Here is a 17,704-nt window from a genome sequence, read left to right as displayed (position 1 = left end):
CTTGAAATCGACCTTGGATGAGTGTTGGCGTGTCAGCGGAACTGGGGCGGGCGCTTCTCCAAGAACGCCTTCAGCCCCTCCCCGGCATCCGCGCTGGTTTGTGACACGGCGGCGGCGAGGCTTTCGGTAAAGAGCCCGTCGCTGCGCGACATGTCCGAGATCCGGCTGATCGCCTGGATCATCATGTAGTTGGAGAGCTGTGCGTTCCGGGCGATCTTCAGCGCAAGATCCCGCGCCAGCGGCAGCGCCTCTCCCTCGCCGACGGCATAATGCGCAAGGCCCAGGGCCAGCCCCTCTTCGGAGGTGTATTTCCGCCCGGTGAGCATCATCTCGCACATCCGGTCCGCGCCGAGGATCCGGCCGATCCGGACACTCGCGCCCCCGCCGACATAGATCCCGCGCCGCCCCTCGGGCAGCTGGAAGATCGTCGACGGCTCGGCGATGCGCACATGGGTCGCGGCCGCAAGCTCCAGCCCGCCGCCGATCACCGCGCCGAACATGGCCGAGATCACCGGCAGGCCGCTGAACTGGATCACATCCATCACCCGGTGCCAGTTGCGCGAATGGCGCATCGTGCCCTCGGCATCGCGGGCGACGTGTTCGCCAAGATCGAGGCCCGAGCAGTAGTGCCCCGCCGTGCCGGTCAGCACGACCGCGCGCACGCCCTCGGGCGGGGCGCTGAAGAAGGCCTCCAGCGCCGCGAGCAGCGCGTCGCACATGGCGTTGCGCTTGTCGGGCCGGTTCATCGTGAGGATCGCGAGGGGCCCGTCGCGCTCGATGGTCAGGAGCTTGGGCTCAGGGGTGGGGTGTGGCTGCGGCACGGGCGGAAAGCTCCTTATTTGATCGGCATACGGGCGGCGGCATCTAGCCGGATCACCGTGCCGTTCAGCATCGGGTTCTCGACGATACTCTGCACAAGGCGCGCGTATTCTTCGGCGTTGCCCATCCGGGATGGGAAGGGAACGTTCTTGAGAATGTCGGCGCGGATGTCATCGGGCAGGCCCGCGCTCATCGAGGTCTCGAACAGGCCGGGCGCGATCGTCACCACGCGGATGCCGAACCGCGCCAGCTCCCGCGCGGCGGGAAGCGTCATCGAGGCGACACCGCCCTTGGAGGCGGAATAGGCGGCCTGTCCGATCTGGCCATCCTCATAGGCGACGGAGGCGGTATTGACGATCACCCCGCGCGCGCCGTCGTCATCGATCGGATCGGCCGCGGCCATCGCCCGGGCGGCGACACTCATGACCGTATATGTGCCGAGCAGGTTGATCCGAAGCGTGCGTTCGAAGCTGTCGATGGTCAGGCTGCCGTCGCGCGGCAGGATCCGGCCGGCGGTCCCGATTCCGGCGCAGGACACCGCGATGCGCGGGGTGCCGAGCTTTTCGCCGATCTGGCCAAAGGCCGCGTCCACGGCGGCCTCGTCGGAGACATCGGCGGCGATGGCAAGCCCGCCTATCTCGGCCGCGGTGGCCGCGGCGCTCTCCTGCGACAGGTCGATGCAGGCGAGCTTGGCCCCCAATGACGCCAGATGCCGCGCGGTCGCGGCCCCAAGGCCACTGCCCGCACCCGTCACAACTGCCGTTTGTCCCGAAAGAATCATGTCTCGTCCTCCCATGCCTTATGTTCAACAACATGATTGTTATGTCAATGAACAATAAGTAAACGATTGCTTGTGCCAGCCAAGGTCCTGGACGCCTTGGGAGAGCCGCTGGACGTCAACCGATCTGGCGACAGAGCCGTACGCAATGCCTTGGGTTCAAACCCCGGCGCGATAGGGCCGCATGTCCTTCACATGGCGACGTTGAGGCGCTAGGTTTTTTCGAGGCACGCAATGCCGCCGGAAACCGGACAGGAGGGCGGATCTTGGAGGATGAGGCGCGAGAGCCGAGCAAGAAGCATCGGATACTCGACGCGGCCGCGAGCCTGCTCAGCAGCCGGGGCCTGCAGGCGCTGTCCTTCGAAACCGTCGCCCAGGAGGCGGGGCTTTCGCGGCAACTCGTCCGGTATTACTTCGAGGATCTCGACGCTCTGATCGCCGAGCTGTGCGACCATCTGGCCCACATGTACCGCGAAATGCTGCTCAGCGGCATCGTGGACGTCGGGAAAGCGGGCAAGGTGGAGCGGCTTGGCTTCTTTCTCGATTTCTTCTTCGATCTCGCCGAAGAGCACCCCATGCCGGTCAATCTTGAGGCCTATGATGCGATGATCGCCTATTCGGTCGGCTCCGAGGAGTTGCGCGACCGGATGTGCAACCAGTACCGGACGCTCGGCCATGTCATCACCCATGAGCTGGCCATCGCCCATCCGCAACTCGGTGCGGCGGCCTGCGAGGAGTTGTCGTTTCTCTTTGTGTCGATGATGCATGCGCACTGGAGCTTCGTGGCGAGCCTTGGCTATTCGCGCGCGCACAGCCGTCTGGCGCGCCGGGCGTTTGACCGGCTGATCGCCTCCTACCTCGACGATGCCTCCGACGTTCCGCTGATCGAAGAGCCCTGGGCGCGCGGCCCCTGAGCGCGGCGCGGGGTCACGTTGCCTTGGCCAGCGGGGTCACGTTCGTCAGGGCCTGCGCCTTTTCCCGCCATGTGCTGGGGGCGACGCCGGTCTCCCGGAGGAACTCCCGGTTGAAATTCGACTTGGTGTTGAAGCCACTGTCCAGCATCGCCTCGGTGACGCTTTGCCCGTTTTCGATCAACCCGCAGGCATGGCGGATGCGCCAGCCGTTGATGTAGCGCGAGACATTGGCGCCCGTCGTGCGGTTGACCGCCGCGGAGAGCCGCTTTTCCGGCAGATGCAGGCGGCGCGCGAGGCGCGTGAGGGTCAGGTTGGGCTCAAGGTGCAGCGGCTCGCGCGACAGGAAGGCCTCAAGGCGGGCGAGGATGTCCACGTCTTCCTGGCTGGTTTGCGGGATCGGTGCCGCTGCGGGCTGGTCGTCCTCGTCCTCCTCCTCCTGCGGGCCCGAGGCGGCGGGGCTGCCGCTGAGCATCCCCAAAGCGAGGAGGATCAGCGATGAGGAGATCGTGATGAGCCAGCCGGCCCAGCCTGCGTGGCCCGAGGCAAAGGCCACCGCGATCAGAACATCGCTGATGGCCGAGGCGATCAGGGCCCAGCCGAGGACCTGCCAGATTGCCGCCGGAACGCGCCCGGCCTCCAGACGCGCCAGCGGCATGTCGGCCGTGCCGTGGAGCCGGATCAGGATCGCGACGCCGTAGCCCGCGAAGACCAGCAGCACGACGACGTCGGTCGTCTCGGGGGCGAAGATGCGGCAAAAGAGCGTGAAGGCGGGCGCCGCGCCATGCAGTGCCATCGCGCGGACGGGCAGGCGGCTGACCAATGCGCCCTGAAAGGTGATCCAGGCCAGCGGCGGGATCACTGTCGCGACCACCGGCAAGGCCGGCCGCAACCAGGCGGTTTGGTATCCGACAACCGCCGTGACTAGAAGCGATTGCAGCGCGCAGGTCATGAGAAACGCGACCAGAAGCGGGCGCCCCTCGGACAGGAGGGTCCTTATGGCGAGGTAGCCGAGGACAAGGGCGACGAAGGCGGGAAGCGGAAGCATGGGCATGGGGCGACTATGGTCCGAAATCCCGATCCTGGCGACCTGAATCCCGGATAGAGGACGCGGCGGCGGGGAGATCCGCCGCATCAGTGGGCCACGTTCATCAACGGAGGTTCCCATGAAACGTCTCGCCCTGCTGTCTCTTCTCGCCCTCACCCCCGCGCTGCCCGCCGCCGCGGACATGATGCCCGGCTACGACCGGTTCGACCTGATGGCCGATCATCGGGCGCGGCCCGTCGCGGCGTCGGTGTGGTATCCGGCGGCGCTGCCGACCTATCGCGCGCCGGTGGGGGATGGGCCGATCTTCGAGCCGACCTTTGCCTTCATCGGCCCCGCTGTTGCCGAGGGGCCGCATCCGCTGGTGCTGCTGTCGCACGGCTCGGGCGGCAGCGCCGACACGCTCGGCTGGCTCTCCAGCGGACTGGTGGCGCGGGGCGCCGTCGTGCTTGCGGTCAACCACCCCGGGTCCACCTCCGGGGACAGCTCGCCGCGCAGGTCCGTGGACCTTGAGGCCCGGGCAAAGGATCTCTCGGCCGCGCTCGATATGCTGCTGTCCGATCCCGCCTTCGCACCGTTCGTGGACCAGACCCGGATCGGGGCGGTCGGCTTCTCACTGGGCGGCGCCACGGCGCTGGGTCTGGCGGGGGTGCGCTTCGACGGGGCGGCGCAGGACAGGAACTGCACCACTGGCCCCGAGGCGGCCGATTGCGTGTTCTTCCGGCTTGGCGGGGTGCGCTTCGCCGATCATCCCGGCTACGACGCCGATGCCCGCGATGCCCGCGTTACCCGCGCCGTGCTCATCGATCCCGGCTTCGGCGGGTCGGCCGTTGCGCAGTCGCTGGACAATGCGCTGCCCGCCATGACGCTGATCAACCTCGGGCGCGAACACCGCCTCGGCGCCGTAGATGTGAGCGCCACGGGCAACAACCTTGCGGGCCGGCTTCCGGGTGCGGCCTATGTCGAGATCGCGCCGGCAAACCACTTCACCTTCCTCGGCACCTGTAAGAAAAACGCGGTCGAGTTGCTTGAGATGGACGAGGATGATCCGATCTGTACGGACCCGGCCGGTACGGATCGCGCGGGCGTTCACGCGGCGCTGCTCGACGCCATCGCGGCGGGACTCGGCCTCTGAAGCGAGGCCCCCCCCTGTTCATCGCGCGGTGGCGCGGTGATCTAGGCGGCGGTATCCATCCAGATCGTCACCGGGCCGTCGTTGACCAGCTCGACGTCCATATGCGCGCCGAAACGGCCGGTCTGTGTCGGGATGCCATGCCCGCTCAGAGCGGCCGCAAAGGCCTCGTAGAGCGCGCGGCCAGTGTCGGGATCGGCGGCGCCCGAAAAGCCGGGCCGATTGCCGCGCCGGGTGTCGGCCGCGAGGGTGAACTGGCTGACGACGAGCGCGCTGCCGCCGGTGTCACGCAGGGCGCGGTTCATCTTGCCAGCCTCGTCGCTCAGGATCCGCAGCTTGGAAATCCGGCTCGCGAGGGTGGTGCACTCGGCTTGGGTATCGCCCTGCATGGCGCAGATGAGGATGAGCAGGCCGGGGCCGATTTCGCCGACGGTCTCGCCCGCCACCACGACCCGGGCGCGGCTGACGCGCTGGATCAGCGCCCTCACATTTCATGGTCCCAGGGCGGGTTGGCGCCCGCGCGGCTCACGGTCACGGCGGCGGCGCGGCTGCCGAGGGTGAGGGCGGCGCGAATGGCCTCTTCATCGAGCGCGGCCACGGCGGATTTGCTCAGAAGCCCGGCCCGGTGGAGCGCGGTGAGCGCGCCCGCGTTGAAGGTATCGCCCGCGCCGACGGTGTCCGCGACGGTGACGCGCGTGCTCTCCACATGGACCTCATGCGCCGCGCTGTAGCCCGAGGCGCCGTCGCCGCCGCGGGTGATCAGGACGAGCTTCGGCCCGCGCTGGAGCATATCGCGCGCGAGCGCACCGATATCGCCCGTGCCGCCGAGCCAGTGCAGATCCTCATCCGAGAGTTTCACGATGTCGCACATTGCGATCATCCGCTCGATCCGGGCGCGATAGGTGGCCTCGTCGCGGATGAACCCGGGCCGGATGTTGGGATCCATCATGACAACGCGGTGCTGTGCCTCATGGGTCATCAGCGCCTCGTAGGCCGCGCCGCAGGGATCGACCACGAGGGAAATCCCGCCAAAGAACATCGCCTCGACCTCGGGGCCCAGCGTCGGCACATCGGCCGGTTGCAGCATCCGCCCGGCGGTATTCTCATCATAGAAGGCATAGCGCGCCTGACCCTCGGTGAGGGTGACGAAGGCGAGCGTCGTGGGGCGGTCGCTGACGCTGGCATAGGCCGCATCGACGCGGCTCTCGATCAGCGCCCGGGCGAGCATTTCGCCAAAGAGATCGCGGCTCAGCCCGGTGAAAAAGGCCGATGGCGCGCCGAGTCGGCCGAGAGCAATCGCCGTGTTGAAGACCGCGCCGCCGGGGTAGGGGGCGAAGGCCATCTCGCCCGCTTCGGTCTCGCGGGGCAGCATGTCGATCAGTGCTTCACCACAGCTCAGGATCATTGGATACTCCCATCTTTGACGCGCAGCTAACCCGACTGCCTGATCGCGCGCAAGCCGTGGAATCGGCAAAGCGCGGGCTCAATACTGTTCCATCGCGCCGAAGTAGCCGACCGCGCCAGCCACAAGCAGGCCGAGGATCACCGCGACCGCGATCTTGACCACAGACCAGGGGCGCTCGCCCTGGACCCGGCCGGTGCGGCCATTGACCACGAAGCGATAGCTCCGGCCCCGGTACTTGTAGGCGGCGAGCCAGACCGGGAGCAGCAGGTGTTTGAACGTGATCGCGCCGATGCGGGTGTCGACCGAGCCGATGCGCTGCGCGTCGCCGCCGATGTCGAAGCGGATGTCGCGGCGGATCACCGCGTCCATATGGGCGCGCGCCTCGTCGAATCCGGGCTCCAGCTCGATCTGATAGGCTTCGGCGCGAAACCCGGCGAGGAACTCGGGCCGGTAGGGCTCCAGCGCGGAGAGATCCCAGGGCTCGAGCGCATCGGTGTATTTCTTGGGCAGGCTGCGCGAGGCGAGGACAAGCACGTCATCGAAAAAGCGCGCCACACGCCCCGACACCCCGCGCCAGCGCGTCTTCTGAACGCGGACCTGCTGGCGCTTGCCGTCGCGCATGACCGTGCGCGTCTCGTAGTAGTGCGTGCCGCGCTGGCCGGTGTAGTCGGTGCGGGTGTCGGCGTCGAAGGTCCAGTAGGGGACATAGATCCCCTGCATCCGGCGCCCGTTGCGCGCGTAGTCCTTGAGCCCGTTCGGCGCGAACCACAGCGCGCCGAGCCAATCGCTCATCGCGTCATGCGCCTCTGCCTCCGAGAGCGCAAAGGGCAGGACGCCCCGCGGCTTGATGTGGCGGTGCGTGCCGGTATCGGTGACCACCGGGGTCGCGCAAAAGGGGCATTCGGCCGCGTGCACATCGCCATCGAACTCCACCTGCGCCGCGCAGTTGGGGCAGGTGACGACGCGGGTCTCTTCCATCTCGGCGGTGCCGAGTTGATCGGCGGCGGCGGCGCGGAAATCCTGCTCGGCAATCGCGCCGGTCCAGGGGCCCGTTTCGGTGATGTGACGCGCGTGGCCGCAGTGGTCGCATTTCAGCGCGCCGCTGGCGGGGTCAAAGCGGTAATCCGCGCCGCATTGTTCGCAAGGGAAGCGATGTTCCTCGGGCTGCGGCGGCGCGTCGTGGTCTTGCATGGGGCGCTCTCGTCAGGCGGGATGTTGCGCGGCGGGTGTGTCGGACGGGGGCCTCAGCCCGCGGGCGGGGGCGGCGGCGGCAGGATGGTGAAGAGCTGGGCCAGCTCGGTGACCTCCTCGGCATGTTTCCAGCCGTCCTGACCCGGGGTCCAGACATGGGTCGAGCGGGTCAGCTCGCCCTTCACCGCCATCTGGCCCAGGTCTGCCTTGGAATAGGGGCCGAAGGTTTGGCCGTCGCGGGCGAGGTGCCAGACGTGTTCGACCGGTTGGGGCGCCGCGGGGACAGGGGACGCCTGCGCGGGGCTTGCGCCCCAAGGGCCCTGCCGCGCCATCTGGTTGCCCATGGCCATCCCGACGCCCATCCCGAGGCCCGCGCCGATCCCCGCGCCCGCCTCGCCCGAGCCGCCGCTGCCGGCCATGGCCTCGGCCGCGCTGAACTGGGTGTATTTGCCCAGATCGCCGACGATCCCCATCGAGGTTCGCCGGTCCATCGCCTCTTCCACCGCCTTGGGCAGCGAGATGTTCTCGACGTAGAATTCCGGCATTTCCAGCCCGTATTCCGCCAGTTGCGGCGAGACCTGCGCGGCGATGAGCTTGCCCAGATCGGGCGTGTTGGCGGCCATGTCCAGCACCGGAATGCCGGAGCTTGCCAACGCGGCGGCGGCCTTGGCCACGATCACATTGCGGATCTGAAAGCTGATCTCGTCGGCGGTGAACTCGCCGTCGGTGCCCACGATCTCCAGCAGGAAGCGCGCCGGATCCACCACCCGGATCGCATAGGTGCCAAAGGCGCGCAGGCGCACCGGGCCGAACTCGGGATCGCGGCACATGATGGGGTTTTTGGTGCCCCATTTGAGATCGGTGAACCGTGTGGTGTTGACGTAGTAGATCTCGGACTTGAACGGCGAACGGAAGCCGTGATCCCAATGCTGGAGCGTGGTGAGCACGGGCATGTTGTTGGTCTCGAGCATGTAGAGACCGGGGGTGAAGACATCGGCAAGCTGGCCTTCGTGGACGAAGACGGCGGCCTGTCCTTCCCGAACGGTCAGCTTGGCGCCGTATTTGATCGCGTGGCCCTCGCGCTCGAAGCGCCAGACCATGGTGTCGCGGCTGTCATTGACCCAGTGAATGACGTCGATGAACTCGCCCGTCAGGAAATCCAGAATACCCATGTCAACTCTCCTCAGACCGGCCGCTCGCGGGCCTTAGACGGGGCCGCCGACAAGCTCGGCGGCAATGGTTACGATGATCGGATGCGCCTCGTCCAGCGTCATGCCCGGCGAAAGGCGCGGATCGTAAAGGATCTTCAGCAGCAGCTCGTCTTGCCGGGTGAGCAGCGCGAATTCCTCGTTGTCGTTGAAGATCGAGGGGCGGGCCGCGGGGCTGTCATTGCCGAGGCCGAGGCCCTGGGCGATCTCCTCGTGGAAACAGGCCTCGCGCAACTGGGCGGGATGCTCGCCCCGCACCAGCGCGATGGCCCGATGATAGCGCATGTCGCCTTCGACGCCGGGGAAGGCGAGCACAAGGCAGAGCACCCCGCGCGGCAGGTTCTCGACCGTGTTGACCGAGCCCTCGTTGATCCCCGGGACGATCTCGCGCAGGCGCGGGCCGATCGTCCGGCGTTCGTCCTCGTTGAGGACCAGCACGTGGAAATTGGGCGCGCTGTCGGTCATGGTGATGGGATGGCCGGTGAGATTGGCGAGCCGCGCGACATAGCCGCGCACGAAGCTCCGGTCGATCTCGCGCTGTTGCGGCGCGACGGTGGCGCCGAACTCCATCGAGATCCGCACCGGATCTTCCCAGCGGCGGAGCGGGATCTCGGTCTCGCGGCCGCGCAGGGTCCCGTTGCCGCCGCCGTATTCGTCATAGAGCGCGATCTGCTCGAAATTGCGCGCGAGCATGGCCGAGGTGAAAGGCGTATCGGCCCCCCCGCCATCGCGGCGCAGCAGCCCGCGCTCCAGAAGCCCGGCCTGCACCCGCGCGTAGTAGCGCGCCAGCGTCTGGCTTGTCTCCGACGGGACGGTCGGCGAGACGCGCGGGGAGGGCGGCGCGGCGGGCGCCTCGGCCGAGGGCCCCCCGCCCGGCGCGGGCGCGGGGGTCATGGGCGCGTCGCAGCCCGCCAGCGCGGCCAGCGTGAGGGCCGCGATCCATCCGCGCCGTGCCGCGCCCCGCATCGTCATTACTGCGCCGGAACGGAGGTCCCGGCGGTATCGCCCAGCCCGGTCTTGCGTGCCTTGGCGGCGGCCAGCGTGGTGCGCAGCTCGGCCTCCATCGCCTTGAGCTCGTCTTCCGCCGCGGCCCGGCGCGCCTTGCCCTCGTCGGCGATCTGAAGACTCTCCTCGATCGTGCCGATGAGATCGGCATTGGCCTGTTTCACCGCTTCGATATCGAAGACACCGCGCTCCATCTCCTCGCGGATGACCCGGTTGCTCTCGCGCAGGTTCTTGGCGTTGGAGGTCAGGAGCTCGTTGGTCAGATCGTTGGCATCGCGCACCGCGGCGGCGGCCTCGGTCGAGCGCTGGATCGTGACCGCCTGCGCAAGCTGGGTCTCCCAGAGCGGGACGGTGTTGACCAGCGTCGAGTTGATCTTGGTCACGAGGCTCTTGTCGTTTTCCTGCACCAGACGGATCGAGGGCAGCGATTGCATCGTGACCTGACGCGTGAGCCTCAGGTCATGCACCCGCCGTTCCAAATCGTCCCGCGCGGCGCGCAGATCGCGCAGCTCCTGGGCCTTCATGACCTGATCGCCCTCCGGCGCGGCCTGCACCTCGGCCTCCTTGGCGGGGATCACCTGCCCGTCGAGCTCGGCCAGCTTCTCCTCGCCCGCGGCGATGTAGAGCGCCAGCTCGTCATAGAAGGCCAGCGTCTTTTCATAGAGCAGGTCGAGCGACTTGATGTCCTTGAGCAGCGTGTGCTCATGATGGAGCAGGTCATCGGTGATCTTGTCGATCTGGCCCTGCACCTGTTCGAACCGGGCGGTGAACTTGGCGAAGGGCGCGGCGCGGCCCATCAGGCGCTCCCACCAGCTGCGCTTGCGGCGCACATCCAGCTCGGAGACGGCAAAGCCCCGGATCGTGCTGACGATCCCGCGCAGGCTGTCGCCCGCGGGGCCCACGTCCTTGTTGCGCACCCCGTCGAGCATCGACTGGCTGATTTCCTGAAGCTCGGTCTGGGCACCGCTGCCGAAGGCGACGATGGAGTTGGTGTCGGCCATGTCGATCTCGTCCATGCGCCGGCGAATTTCGTCGCTGACCCCGGGATCGGCTTCGGCAAGCGGGACGATCTGCCCCGCGTCGACCGGCTCGGGCAGGACGACGTCGTTGAGCTCCTTGACCATGGTCATGGTCTTTTCGGCTTCCTTGCGGATGGTTTCAGACATCGGGGTCCTCACTGTTGGAACTTGGGAAAATCACGGGCGGCGGGGCGATCATTCTGGCCGGATCCCCTCTCGCGACAAGCGCTCGCGCAGCACCTCGATCTCGACCGTGAGGTCGCTGCGGTCATCGAGCAGGAGCTTTTCGGTGCGGGCGGCGAAATTCTGCTCGAGATCATCAAGCAGGGCGAAGTAGTCGGCACGCGCCTCCGCGTCGCGGTTGCGGGTGTAGATGTCGGCGAACTTGACCGTCGCGTCCTTGGCGCCGGTGAGATAGACCGAGAGGTAGCGGCGCGCGGCGGTGAGATCGCGGGGATCTTCCTCCACGGTGCGGAACAGGCGCCTTGCGGTCTCGTGAAAGCCTTCGATCCGGGCGAGGACGCCCCGGTCCTGCGTGCGCAGGGCGGCGTCGGACATGGCGGCGAGCTCGCGCTCGGCGGCCTCGACGGCGCGGGCCACGCGGTCACTGTTGAAGGCATCGACCCCTTCCATCCCCTTGTTGCGCATCGGATCGGGGCCGAAGGCAAAGGCGTGGAGCGCGGCGCCAATGAGCCCGTAGATCAGCGCGCCGGCGATGCCGCTGTCGGTCACGGCGGCGCAGGCCAGGCCGAGCCCGGTGAGCCCGGCGCCGGCGATCTTGCGTGGGAAGGCGGGGCGGCGGGCGATCTTGCGCGCGTCATAGGCCTCATGCGCGCGCACGCCCTCGCGGGTGAGCCAGGCGGCCAGAAGCAAAAGCCCGAGCGCCAGAAGGGTGAGGGCAAGGCCGGTTGGCCCGCCACGAAAGAAGGCAACCCAGGCCAGCGGGAGCGGCGCGATGAAGAGCAGGTTGACCCGGCCGCCCGCGCGGGTGCGGCGCGCGCCCTGAAAGCTCGCCCCGGGGGCGGACTTGCCGGTGGGGCGCTCGGAGTCGGAGCCCGAAATGGAGTCGGAGGGGCTGTACTTGCCGCCGAACCGCTGGGCCATCTCAGGCGCCTCCCGTAAAGGAGACAAAGAGGATCAGCGCCACGAGAAGCGCGAAGGCGAGTTTTCGCAACCCTTCACCGCTCATAAGTCCCTCCACGTTTCACGTGTCACCCGGACGGAGCCTTGCGACTCTCCGAAACAAAATACCAGCACCGCCGAGACGTTAGCCGCTTGGCGCGGGGGAAGGCAACAAAACCGGTAAGAATTCTCAGCTTCTGCGGCGCGGTGTGCGCGTCACGCGCGGTTTTTTGCCGCCTGACCCAGCGGAAGCCTTGCCGCCGGCGGGCGGGGCGCCGGGTTTTTCGGCGTCGTCCTCGCTCAGTCCGAGCTGGTCCTTGAGCACGCGGGGGCGGATTTCCTGCACCTCGCCGGATTTGAGCTGGCCGAGCTGGAACGGGCCATAGGAGACGCGGATCAGGCGGTTGACGGTGAGGCCGATCGCCTCCATCGCGCGGCGGATCTCGCGGTTCTTGCCTTCGCGCAGGCCGACGGTGATCCAGGCATTGGCGCCCTTCTGACGATCGAGAGTGACGGCCATGGGCTGGAACCGCGTGCCCTCGACGTCGATCCCCTGCCGCAGCGGTTCGAGATCGCCCTCCTGCGGGCGGCCGTTGACCCGGACGCGATACTTGCGGAGCCAGCCGGTCGAGGGCAGCTCCAGCCGGCGCTTGATGCCGCCGTCGTTGGTCAGGAGCAGCAGCCCCTCGGAGTTGAGGTCCAGCCGGCCGACACTCATCACCCGGGGCAGATCCTCGGGGAGCGCGTCGAAAATGGTCTTGCGGCCCTGTTCGTCGCGGGTGGTGGTCACGAGGCCGGTGGGCTTGTGATAGAGCCAGAGCCGTGCGGCCTGCGGCGGCTCGACCGGCTTGCCATCGACGGTGATCTTGTCCCGGTCGGTCACGTTGAGCGCGGCGCGGGTGATGGTCTTGCCGTTGACCGAAACCCGCCCGGCCTCGATCATCCGCTCGGCATCCCGGCGCGAGGCGATCCCGGCGCGGGAGAGGACCTTGGCGATGCGATCCCCGTCGGGGGTGTCCGTGGCGCCCGCGTCTTTGGGGCTGGCTTTGGGGCTGTCTTTGCTCATGGCTGTTGCGATAGAGGATATCGCGGGACAGGGAAAGAGACAGATCTGCATGGGCTTCACCTCCTACATGGATACAGCGCTTGAGGAAGCGCGCGCCGCGGCGGCGCGCGGCGAGGTGCCGGTCGGCGCGGTGATTGTGCGCGGCGGCGCGGTGATCGCGCGGGCCGGAAACCGGACGCGGGAGCTGTCGGACCCCACGGCCCATGCGGAGGTGCTGGCGCTGCGGGCGGCCTGCGCGGCCGCGGGCAGCGAGCGGATCGAGGGCGCGGATCTCTACGTTACGCTGGAGCCTTGCCCGATGTGCGCGGCGGCGATTTCATTCGCCCGGGTGGCTCGGCTCTACTACGGCGCGGCGGATCCCAAATCAGGCGGCGTGGCCCAGGGCGCGCGGGTCTTTGCCCAGCCGCAGTGCCACCATGCGCCGGAGGTCTATGACGGGATCGGCGCGGACGCCTCGGCGGAGCTGTTGCGCAGGTTCTTTGCAGAACGCCGGCTGTCCCCCTGATCAAACGGAGCGGGCCGTGCCGGCCCGCACGACATGAGGTTTTGCGCCCCTTCCGGGGCGCGCGGCGCGGGGCTTGCGCCCCGCGTGGGCCGGGTGGAGGCCGCTGCTTGCCGGTCTCAGCCGCGGCGCGGCTTGGCGCGGAGCGTCGGGTCGGCCTGGCTTGGGTCTTCGGGCCAGGGGTGTTTGGGGTAGCGGCCGCGCATGTCCTTGCGCACATCGGCGTAGGAGTTTTGCCAGAAGGCGGGCAGGTCCATCGTCACCTGTACCGGGCGTTGGGCCGGGGAGAGCAGCGTGATGCGCAGGGGGCGGCCGGCGCTTGTCGGGTGCGTGGTCTGGCCGAACATTTCCTGCAGGCGCAGGGCGATGGCGGGGTGCTCGCCGGAGTAGTCGATGGGGATCTTGCGGCCCAGCGGCGTGGTGAAGGCGGGTGGGACCGTGCGGTCGAGGGCCTGGCTCTGCTCCCAGGTGAGGATGGCGCGCAGGGCGGGCAGGAGGTTGAGCGCGCGGATGTCTTCGGCGCTGCGCAATCCGGTGAGGTGGGGCAGGAGCCAATCGTCGAGCGCCCCCAGGAGGGCCGCGTCCGACAGGTCTGGGACGGTCTGGTCCCAGTCGCGCAGGAGGAGCGCCCGTGCCTGGAAGCGGCGGGCGGCGTCGGTCCAGGGCAGGCCGAGGTCGCGCACCCCGTCGAGCAGCGCGCGGGCGATGGTCTCGGGCGGAGCGTCCTGCCAGATGCGGTCATCGAGGGCGAGGGCGCCGAGGCGTTCCTGACGACGGGCCTCAACGAGGCGGGAGCGGCGCGACCAGGCGCAGCTGCTGTCCCACGCGATGAGATCCCCGAAGAGCGCGCGAAGCTCGGTTTCGGCGATGGGGAGGGCCTGGCGGATGCGGGCCTCGCGCCGGTCGCCATCGAGGGAGGTTGCGACAAGGAGGCGCTGGCCGGCGAGCGGGTCGGCCTCGTCCAGAACCGCGCCGGAGCCGGAGGAGAGTTGGTAGCGGGGCGCGGCGCCCTTGCGCCTGAGGGCGATGCGGTCGGGGTAGGCGAGCGCGGCCATGGCGGCGGGGGAGAGCGCCTCACCGGAGGGGGGCGGGGCGAGGGCGGCGAGGCGGCGGGCCTCGGCCCGGATGCGCTCCAACGCGCCGCGGTTCAGGGCGTAGGGGCGGCGGGCGGCGAAGGCCTTTGCGTCCTGCAACGCCTCAAGGCGCAGCGCGAGATCGACGGGGGCGCCCGAGAGCGGATCGCGGTCCCCCAGAAGGGCGGCGAGCGGGGCGGCGGCCTTGCCCGCCCGGCTCAGCATATGCGCAAGGCGCGGGTGGAGCGGCAGGGCGGCGAGGGCGCGGCCGTGGGCGGTGATCCGATCGTCGCGATCGAGCGCACCGAGCAGACGGAGCAGGGCGCGGGCCTCGGCCAGAGCGCCGGGGTTGGGCTGCGCGAGGAACGGCAGATCCGCAGGTTCGGCCCCCCAGGCCGCGAGGTCCAGCGCCAGCGGGGCGAGATCGGCGGTCTCGATTTCGGGCGGCGGGAAGGGGGCGAGCGCGCCCTCTTCGCCGCGGGTCCAGAGGCGATAGGCGCGGCCCGGCCCGGTGCGGCCCGCACGGCCCGCGCGCTGCGTGGCTTCGGCGCGGGTCACGCGTTCGGTCACGAGGCGAGACATGCCGTTGGCCGGATCGAAACGCGCGCGGCGGGCCCGGCCGGCATCGACCACGGTGGTGATGCCGGGGATGGTCAGCGAGGTCTCGGCGATGGCCGTGGCGAGGACGATCTTGCGGCCCCGGGCGAGCGGGGAGAGGGCGGCGCGCTGCTTTGAGAAGTCCATCGCGCCGAAGAGCGGTTGGACCACGTGATCGGGGGGCAGGCGCTTGCCGAGGAGCGCGGCGGTGCGGCGGATTTCGCCCTCGCCGGGCAGGAAGACGAGCATGTCGCCCGCGGTCTCGGCGGCGGCATGGGCGACCAGATCGGCGGCGGCCTCCGGCAGGCGCGTGCGCGGCGGCAGCGGCGCGTCGATCCAGATCGTCTCGACCGGAAAGCTGCGCCCCTCGGCGGTGAGGATCGGGGCGTCCATCAGGGCGGCGACGGGGGCGGCATCGAGTGTGGCGGACATGGCCAGAAGGTGCAGATCATCGCGCAGGGCGCCGGCGATTTCGAGACAGAGGGCAAGGCCGAAATCGGCGTTGAGGGAGCGTTCGTGAAACTCGTCGAAGATGACCGCGCCGACCCCGTCGAGCCCGGGATCCGACTGGATGCGGCGCGTCAGGATGCCCTCGGTCACCACCTCGATCCGTGTTGCGCGGCTCACCCGCGCCTCGCCGCGCATCCGGTAGCCCACGGTCTGGCCCACGGGTTCGCTTAGGTTTTCGGCCATCCGCTCGGCGGCGGCGCGGGCGGCGAGGCGGCGGGGTTCGAGCATCAGGATCGTGCCGCTGGTGATGCCGGCGCGCAGCAGCGCGAGCGGCACGACGGTGGTCTTGCCCGCGCCTGGCGGGGCTTGCAGAACGGCGCGGCGCCCGGCGGCCATGGCGGCGATAAGATCGTCGAGGATCGCGTGAATCGGGAGCGTGTCGGCCATGGGCTCGTTATGGGCGCGGGCGCGGGCGAGGTCGAGAGGCGGCTTGCGCGGGCGCGGGGCGCGGGGGATAAGCGGGCCAAAAGGAGAGGCGCATGGAGATCGCGGCACTCGCGGAACAGATCCTGAAGGGCGACCGGCGGAGCCTCGCGCGGGCGATCACGCTGGTGGAGAGCCAGCGCGCCGATCATCAGGCCATGGCGGCGGAGCTTCTGGACCGGGTCTCGGGCGCAGGGCGGCAGGCGGTGCGGATCGGCCTTTCGGGCACGCCCGGCGTCGGCAAATCCACCTTCATCGAGGCGTTCGGCTGCATGCTGACCGGGCAGGGGCTGCGCGTGGCGGTGCTGGCGGTTGATCCTTCCAGCGCGCGGACCGGCGGCTCGATCCTCGGCGACAAGACACGGATGGAGCGCCTCTCGCGCGAGCCGAACGCCTTCATCCGCCCCTCTCCGGCGCAGAGCCACCTCGGCGGCGTGGCCCGCCGGACGCGCGAAGCGGTGGCGCTTTGCGAGGCGGCGGGGTTCGACGTGGTGCTGATCGAAACCGTGGGGGTGGGGCAATCTGAGACGATGGTGTCGATGATGTCCGATCTGTTTGTGCTGCTGCTCGCACCAGCGGGGGGCGACGAGTTGCAGGGCGTCAAGCGGGGGATCATGGAGATCGCCGATCTGGTGCTGGTCAACAAGGCCGATGGCGCGCTCAAACCCGCCGCCCAGCGGACGCGGGCCGACTACGCCGGCGCGCTGCGCCTCATGCGCCGCCGTCCGCAGGATCCGGAAGACTTTCCCAAGGCGCTGTGCGTCTCGGCGCTGGAGGCCGATGGGCTGGAGACGGTCTGGGGTGAGATGCGTGGGCTTCTGGAGTGGCGCCGGGCGCGGTCGGTCTTCGCGCAGACCCGCGCGGAGCAGGCGCGGCACTGGTTTGCCGAAGAGGTCCGGCAGGCGCTTCTGGCGCGGTTGGAGACGCCGGGGGCGCGGGCGCGCATGGCCGCGCTTGGCGCAGAGGTCGCGGCGGGGCATCTGGCCCCGCTGGCCGCCGCGCGCGACATGCTGGACGCGCTGGACGCGCCTGACGCTGGGGAAAACGGCCCGGCCGGACCCGCCTGAGGATCGGCCAGCGCCCCAGCCGCGGGCCCGCCATGCGCCCCCTTGCCGCAGGCCAATTTCTAAGCGAAGCGGTGCGAATTTGCATCGCTTTCACACCGAGCATTTGAAAATGCTGCTAAAATTCGCGGTCATGATATAGTCATAAATTGAACTGCGGCAATTTCGTGGCACGGTGCAGTGACGCCGCACCCGTCCGACGCGCGTGGTTTCCTCGCGGCGGGGGCATTGGGGCCCCGGGATTTGAACAGGTTTGCGTGCGAGGCTGAGAGGGCTACGGGCGGAGGCGTTTGCCGATCCGGCCGCCCGGAGCCAGACTGCGACACCACCGCTGGCGCCCCAAGGTGCCCGCATATCTCGAACACTCCCAAAGGGGAGTCGACGCAGGAGACAGCAGATGACGACGAAAATCGTTGTTGCCTATGATGGCAGCGACAGCGCGGTACGTGCACTCGAATACGCGATGGATCAGGCCATAAAGGCCGGGGCGTCGGTCGTGGTGGCTCATGTACTGGAGTGGTCGCCCTACACATTCCTCACACCCGAAGAGATCGAAGAGCGCCATGCCCGGCGCGAGGATGAGCTCAAGCGGGCCAAGACGTCGGTGATCGATCCGGCGCTGGAGAAATACGCCGCGAGCGGGGTGACGGTGACGGGGACGGTCAAATATGGCCACGTGGCCGAGACGCTGGCGCGCCTTGCCACTCAGGAAAAGGCCGATCAGCTCGTCGTGGGCCGGCAAGGTCAGAGCACGCTGTCGAAGCGCTTCTTCGGCTCGGTGCCAATGACCCTCGCCCAGACCACCCCGATCGCGCTGACGATCATTCCATGATC

17 protein-coding genes are annotated in these 17,704 nt (G+C 68.8%); 5 read left to right on the top strand and 12 right to left on the bottom strand.

The annotated features are described in order from the left end of the window. Positions 1-32: 32 nt before the first annotated feature. The gene (locus BM353_RS11665; RefSeq protein WP_092081047.1) at positions 33-821 is read right to left on the bottom strand and encodes a crotonase/enoyl-CoA hydratase family protein; all 789 of its coding nucleotides are present in this window, start codon (positions 819-821) and stop codon (positions 33-35) included. 14 nt (positions 822-835) lie between these two features. Then, complete coding sequence (locus BM353_RS11660; protein WP_092081045.1) at positions 836-1,600, bottom strand: SDR family NAD(P)-dependent oxidoreductase; 765 nt, start codon at positions 1,598-1,600, stop codon at positions 836-838. 263 nt (positions 1,601-1,863) lie between these two features. Between BM353_RS11660 and BM353_RS11655 the strand changes: the two genes are divergently transcribed. Beyond that, positions 1,864-2,511 (top strand): TetR/AcrR family transcriptional regulator, encoded by a 648-nt coding sequence (locus BM353_RS11655; protein WP_092081043.1) that lies wholly within the window; start codon positions 1,864-1,866, stop codon positions 2,509-2,511. A 13-nt stretch (positions 2,512-2,524) separates the two neighbouring features. On the opposite strand, the gene BM353_RS11650 is transcribed toward BM353_RS11655, so the two are convergent. After that, entirely contained in the window at positions 2,525-3,562 is a 1,038-nt protein-coding gene (locus BM353_RS11650) for a helix-turn-helix domain-containing protein (protein WP_092081042.1), read from the bottom strand. 112 nt (positions 3,563-3,674) lie between these two features. On the opposite strand from BM353_RS11650, the gene BM353_RS11645 reads away from it, so the two are divergent. Then, a complete protein-coding gene (locus tag BM353_RS11645; protein WP_092081041.1) occupies positions 3,675-4,688 on the top strand; it encodes an alpha/beta hydrolase family protein in 1,014 nt (337 codons plus the stop codon). A gap of 41 nt (positions 4,689-4,729) precedes the next feature. Here BM353_RS11645 and dtd read toward each other — a convergent pair whose 3' ends face one another. The 8 genes from dtd to BM353_RS11605 form a co-directional block, all read right to left on the bottom strand. Then, positions 4,730-5,173, bottom strand: coding sequence for a D-aminoacyl-tRNA deacylase (gene dtd / locus BM353_RS11640; protein WP_092081039.1), 444 nt, complete (start codon positions 5,171-5,173; stop codon positions 4,730-4,732). Continuing rightward, positions 5,170-6,090 (bottom strand): carbohydrate kinase family protein, encoded by a 921-nt coding sequence (locus BM353_RS11635; protein WP_092081037.1) that lies wholly within the window; start codon positions 6,088-6,090, stop codon positions 5,170-5,172. The genes dtd and BM353_RS11635 overlap by 4 nt, the downstream gene beginning before the upstream one ends. Before the next feature lie 78 nt (positions 6,091-6,168). Then, complete coding sequence (locus BM353_RS11630; RefSeq protein ID WP_092081035.1) at positions 6,169-7,281, bottom strand: TFIIB-type zinc ribbon-containing protein; 1,113 nt, start codon at positions 7,279-7,281, stop codon at positions 6,169-6,171. 53 nt (positions 7,282-7,334) lie between these two features. Next, the gene (locus BM353_RS11625; RefSeq protein ID WP_092081033.1) at positions 7,335-8,453 is read right to left on the bottom strand and encodes an SPFH domain-containing protein; all 1,119 of its coding nucleotides are present in this window, start codon (positions 8,451-8,453) and stop codon (positions 7,335-7,337) included. Positions 8,454-8,486: 33 nt separating this feature from the next. After that, positions 8,487-9,455, bottom strand: coding sequence for a DUF2927 domain-containing protein (locus BM353_RS11620; protein ID WP_092081138.1), 969 nt, complete (start codon positions 9,453-9,455; stop codon positions 8,487-8,489). 5 nt (positions 9,456-9,460) lie between these two features. Next, positions 9,461-10,660 (bottom strand): toxic anion resistance protein, encoded by a 1,200-nt coding sequence (locus tag BM353_RS11615; protein WP_092081031.1) that lies wholly within the window; start codon positions 10,658-10,660, stop codon positions 9,461-9,463. 48 nt (positions 10,661-10,708) lie between these two features. Continuing rightward, complete coding sequence (locus BM353_RS11610) at positions 10,709-11,617, bottom strand: 5-bromo-4-chloroindolyl phosphate hydrolysis family protein (RefSeq protein ID WP_092081029.1); 909 nt, start codon at positions 11,615-11,617, stop codon at positions 10,709-10,711. Positions 11,618-11,825: 208 nt separating this feature from the next. After that, positions 11,826-12,701 (bottom strand): pseudouridine synthase, encoded by an 876-nt coding sequence (locus BM353_RS11605; protein ID WP_092081027.1) that lies wholly within the window; start codon positions 12,699-12,701, stop codon positions 11,826-11,828. A 49-nt stretch (positions 12,702-12,750) separates the two neighbouring features. On the opposite strand from BM353_RS11605, the gene BM353_RS11600 reads away from it, so the two are divergent. Further along, the gene (locus BM353_RS11600; RefSeq protein WP_092081025.1) at positions 12,751-13,206 is read left to right on the top strand and encodes a nucleoside deaminase; all 456 of its coding nucleotides are present in this window, start codon (positions 12,751-12,753) and stop codon (positions 13,204-13,206) included. 116 nt (positions 13,207-13,322) lie between these two features. Here the strand turns inward: BM353_RS11600 and hrpB are convergent, their stop codons facing one another. After that, positions 13,323-15,770: an ATP-dependent helicase HrpB gene (gene hrpB, locus BM353_RS11595; protein WP_092081023.1), complete on the bottom strand. Its 2,448-nt coding sequence runs from the start codon at positions 15,768-15,770 to the stop codon at positions 13,323-13,325. Between the two features lie 92 nt (positions 15,771-15,862). On the opposite strand from hrpB, the gene meaB reads away from it, so the two are divergent. Together meaB and BM353_RS11585 are read left to right on the top strand one after the other, a co-directional pair. Beyond that, positions 15,863-16,873 carry a methylmalonyl Co-A mutase-associated GTPase MeaB gene (meaB, locus tag BM353_RS11590; protein ID WP_092081021.1) on the top strand — a complete coding sequence of 337 codons (1,011 nt, stop codon included), beginning with the start codon at positions 15,863-15,865 and terminating at the stop codon, positions 16,871-16,873. A 394-nt stretch (positions 16,874-17,267) separates the two neighbouring features. Continuing rightward, the gene (locus BM353_RS11585) at positions 17,268-17,702 is read left to right on the top strand and encodes a universal stress protein (RefSeq protein WP_092081019.1); all 435 of its coding nucleotides are present in this window, start codon (positions 17,268-17,270) and stop codon (positions 17,700-17,702) included. The last annotated feature ends 2 nt before the right edge of the window (positions 17,703-17,704 follow it).

Origin of the sequence: Poseidonocella sedimentorum, assembly GCF_900116005.1 — a bacterium.
Classification (GTDB): Bacteria; Pseudomonadota; Alphaproteobacteria; order Rhodobacterales; family Rhodobacteraceae; genus Poseidonocella; species Poseidonocella sedimentorum.
Note: the sequence above shows the minus strand (reverse complement) of the source record. Positions and strands in the feature narration are given on the sequence as shown.

Bases quoted from the DNA above. Each gene is read 5' to 3' on its own strand.
- BM353_RS11660 (WP_092081045.1), bottom strand. From the start codon at position 1,600: ATGATTCTTTCGGGACAAACGGCAGTTGTGACGGGTGCGGGCAGTGGC.
- BM353_RS11650 (WP_092081042.1), bottom strand. From the start codon at position 3,562: ATGCCCATGCTTCCGCTTCCCGCCTTCGTCGCCCTTGTCCTCGGCTAC.
- BM353_RS11645 (WP_092081041.1), top strand. From the start codon at position 3,675: ATGAAACGTCTCGCCCTGCTGTCTCTTCTCGCCCTCACCCCCGCGCTG.
- BM353_RS11635 (WP_092081037.1), bottom strand. From the start codon at position 6,090: ATGATCCTGAGCTGTGGTGAAGCACTGATCGACATGCTGCCCCGCGAG.
- BM353_RS11630 (WP_092081035.1), bottom strand. From the start codon at position 7,281: ATGCAAGACCACGACGCGCCGCCGCAGCCCGAGGAACATCGCTTCCCT.
- BM353_RS11625 (WP_092081033.1), bottom strand. From the start codon at position 8,453: ATGGGTATTCTGGATTTCCTGACGGGCGAGTTCATCGACGTCATTCAC.
- BM353_RS11620 (WP_092081138.1), bottom strand. From the start codon at position 9,455: ATGCGGGGCGCGGCACGGCGCGGATGGATCGCGGCCCTCACGCTGGCC.
- BM353_RS11615 (WP_092081031.1), bottom strand. From the start codon at position 10,660: ATGTCTGAAACCATCCGCAAGGAAGCCGAAAAGACCATGACCATGGTC.
- BM353_RS11610 (WP_092081029.1), bottom strand. From the start codon at position 11,617: ATGGCCCAGCGGTTCGGCGGCAAGTACAGCCCCTCCGACTCCATTTCG.
- BM353_RS11605 (WP_092081027.1), bottom strand. From the start codon at position 12,701: ATGAGCAAAGACAGCCCCAAAGCCAGCCCCAAAGACGCGGGCGCCACG.
- BM353_RS11600 (WP_092081025.1), top strand. From the start codon at position 12,751: ATGGGCTTCACCTCCTACATGGATACAGCGCTTGAGGAAGCGCGCGCC.
- hrpB (WP_092081023.1), bottom strand. From the start codon at position 15,770: ATGGCCGACACGCTCCCGATTCACGCGATCCTCGACGATCTTATCGCC.
- meaB (WP_092081021.1), top strand. From the start codon at position 15,863: ATGGAGATCGCGGCACTCGCGGAACAGATCCTGAAGGGCGACCGGCGG.
- BM353_RS11585 (WP_092081019.1), top strand. From the start codon at position 17,268: ATGACGACGAAAATCGTTGTTGCCTATGATGGCAGCGACAGCGCGGTA.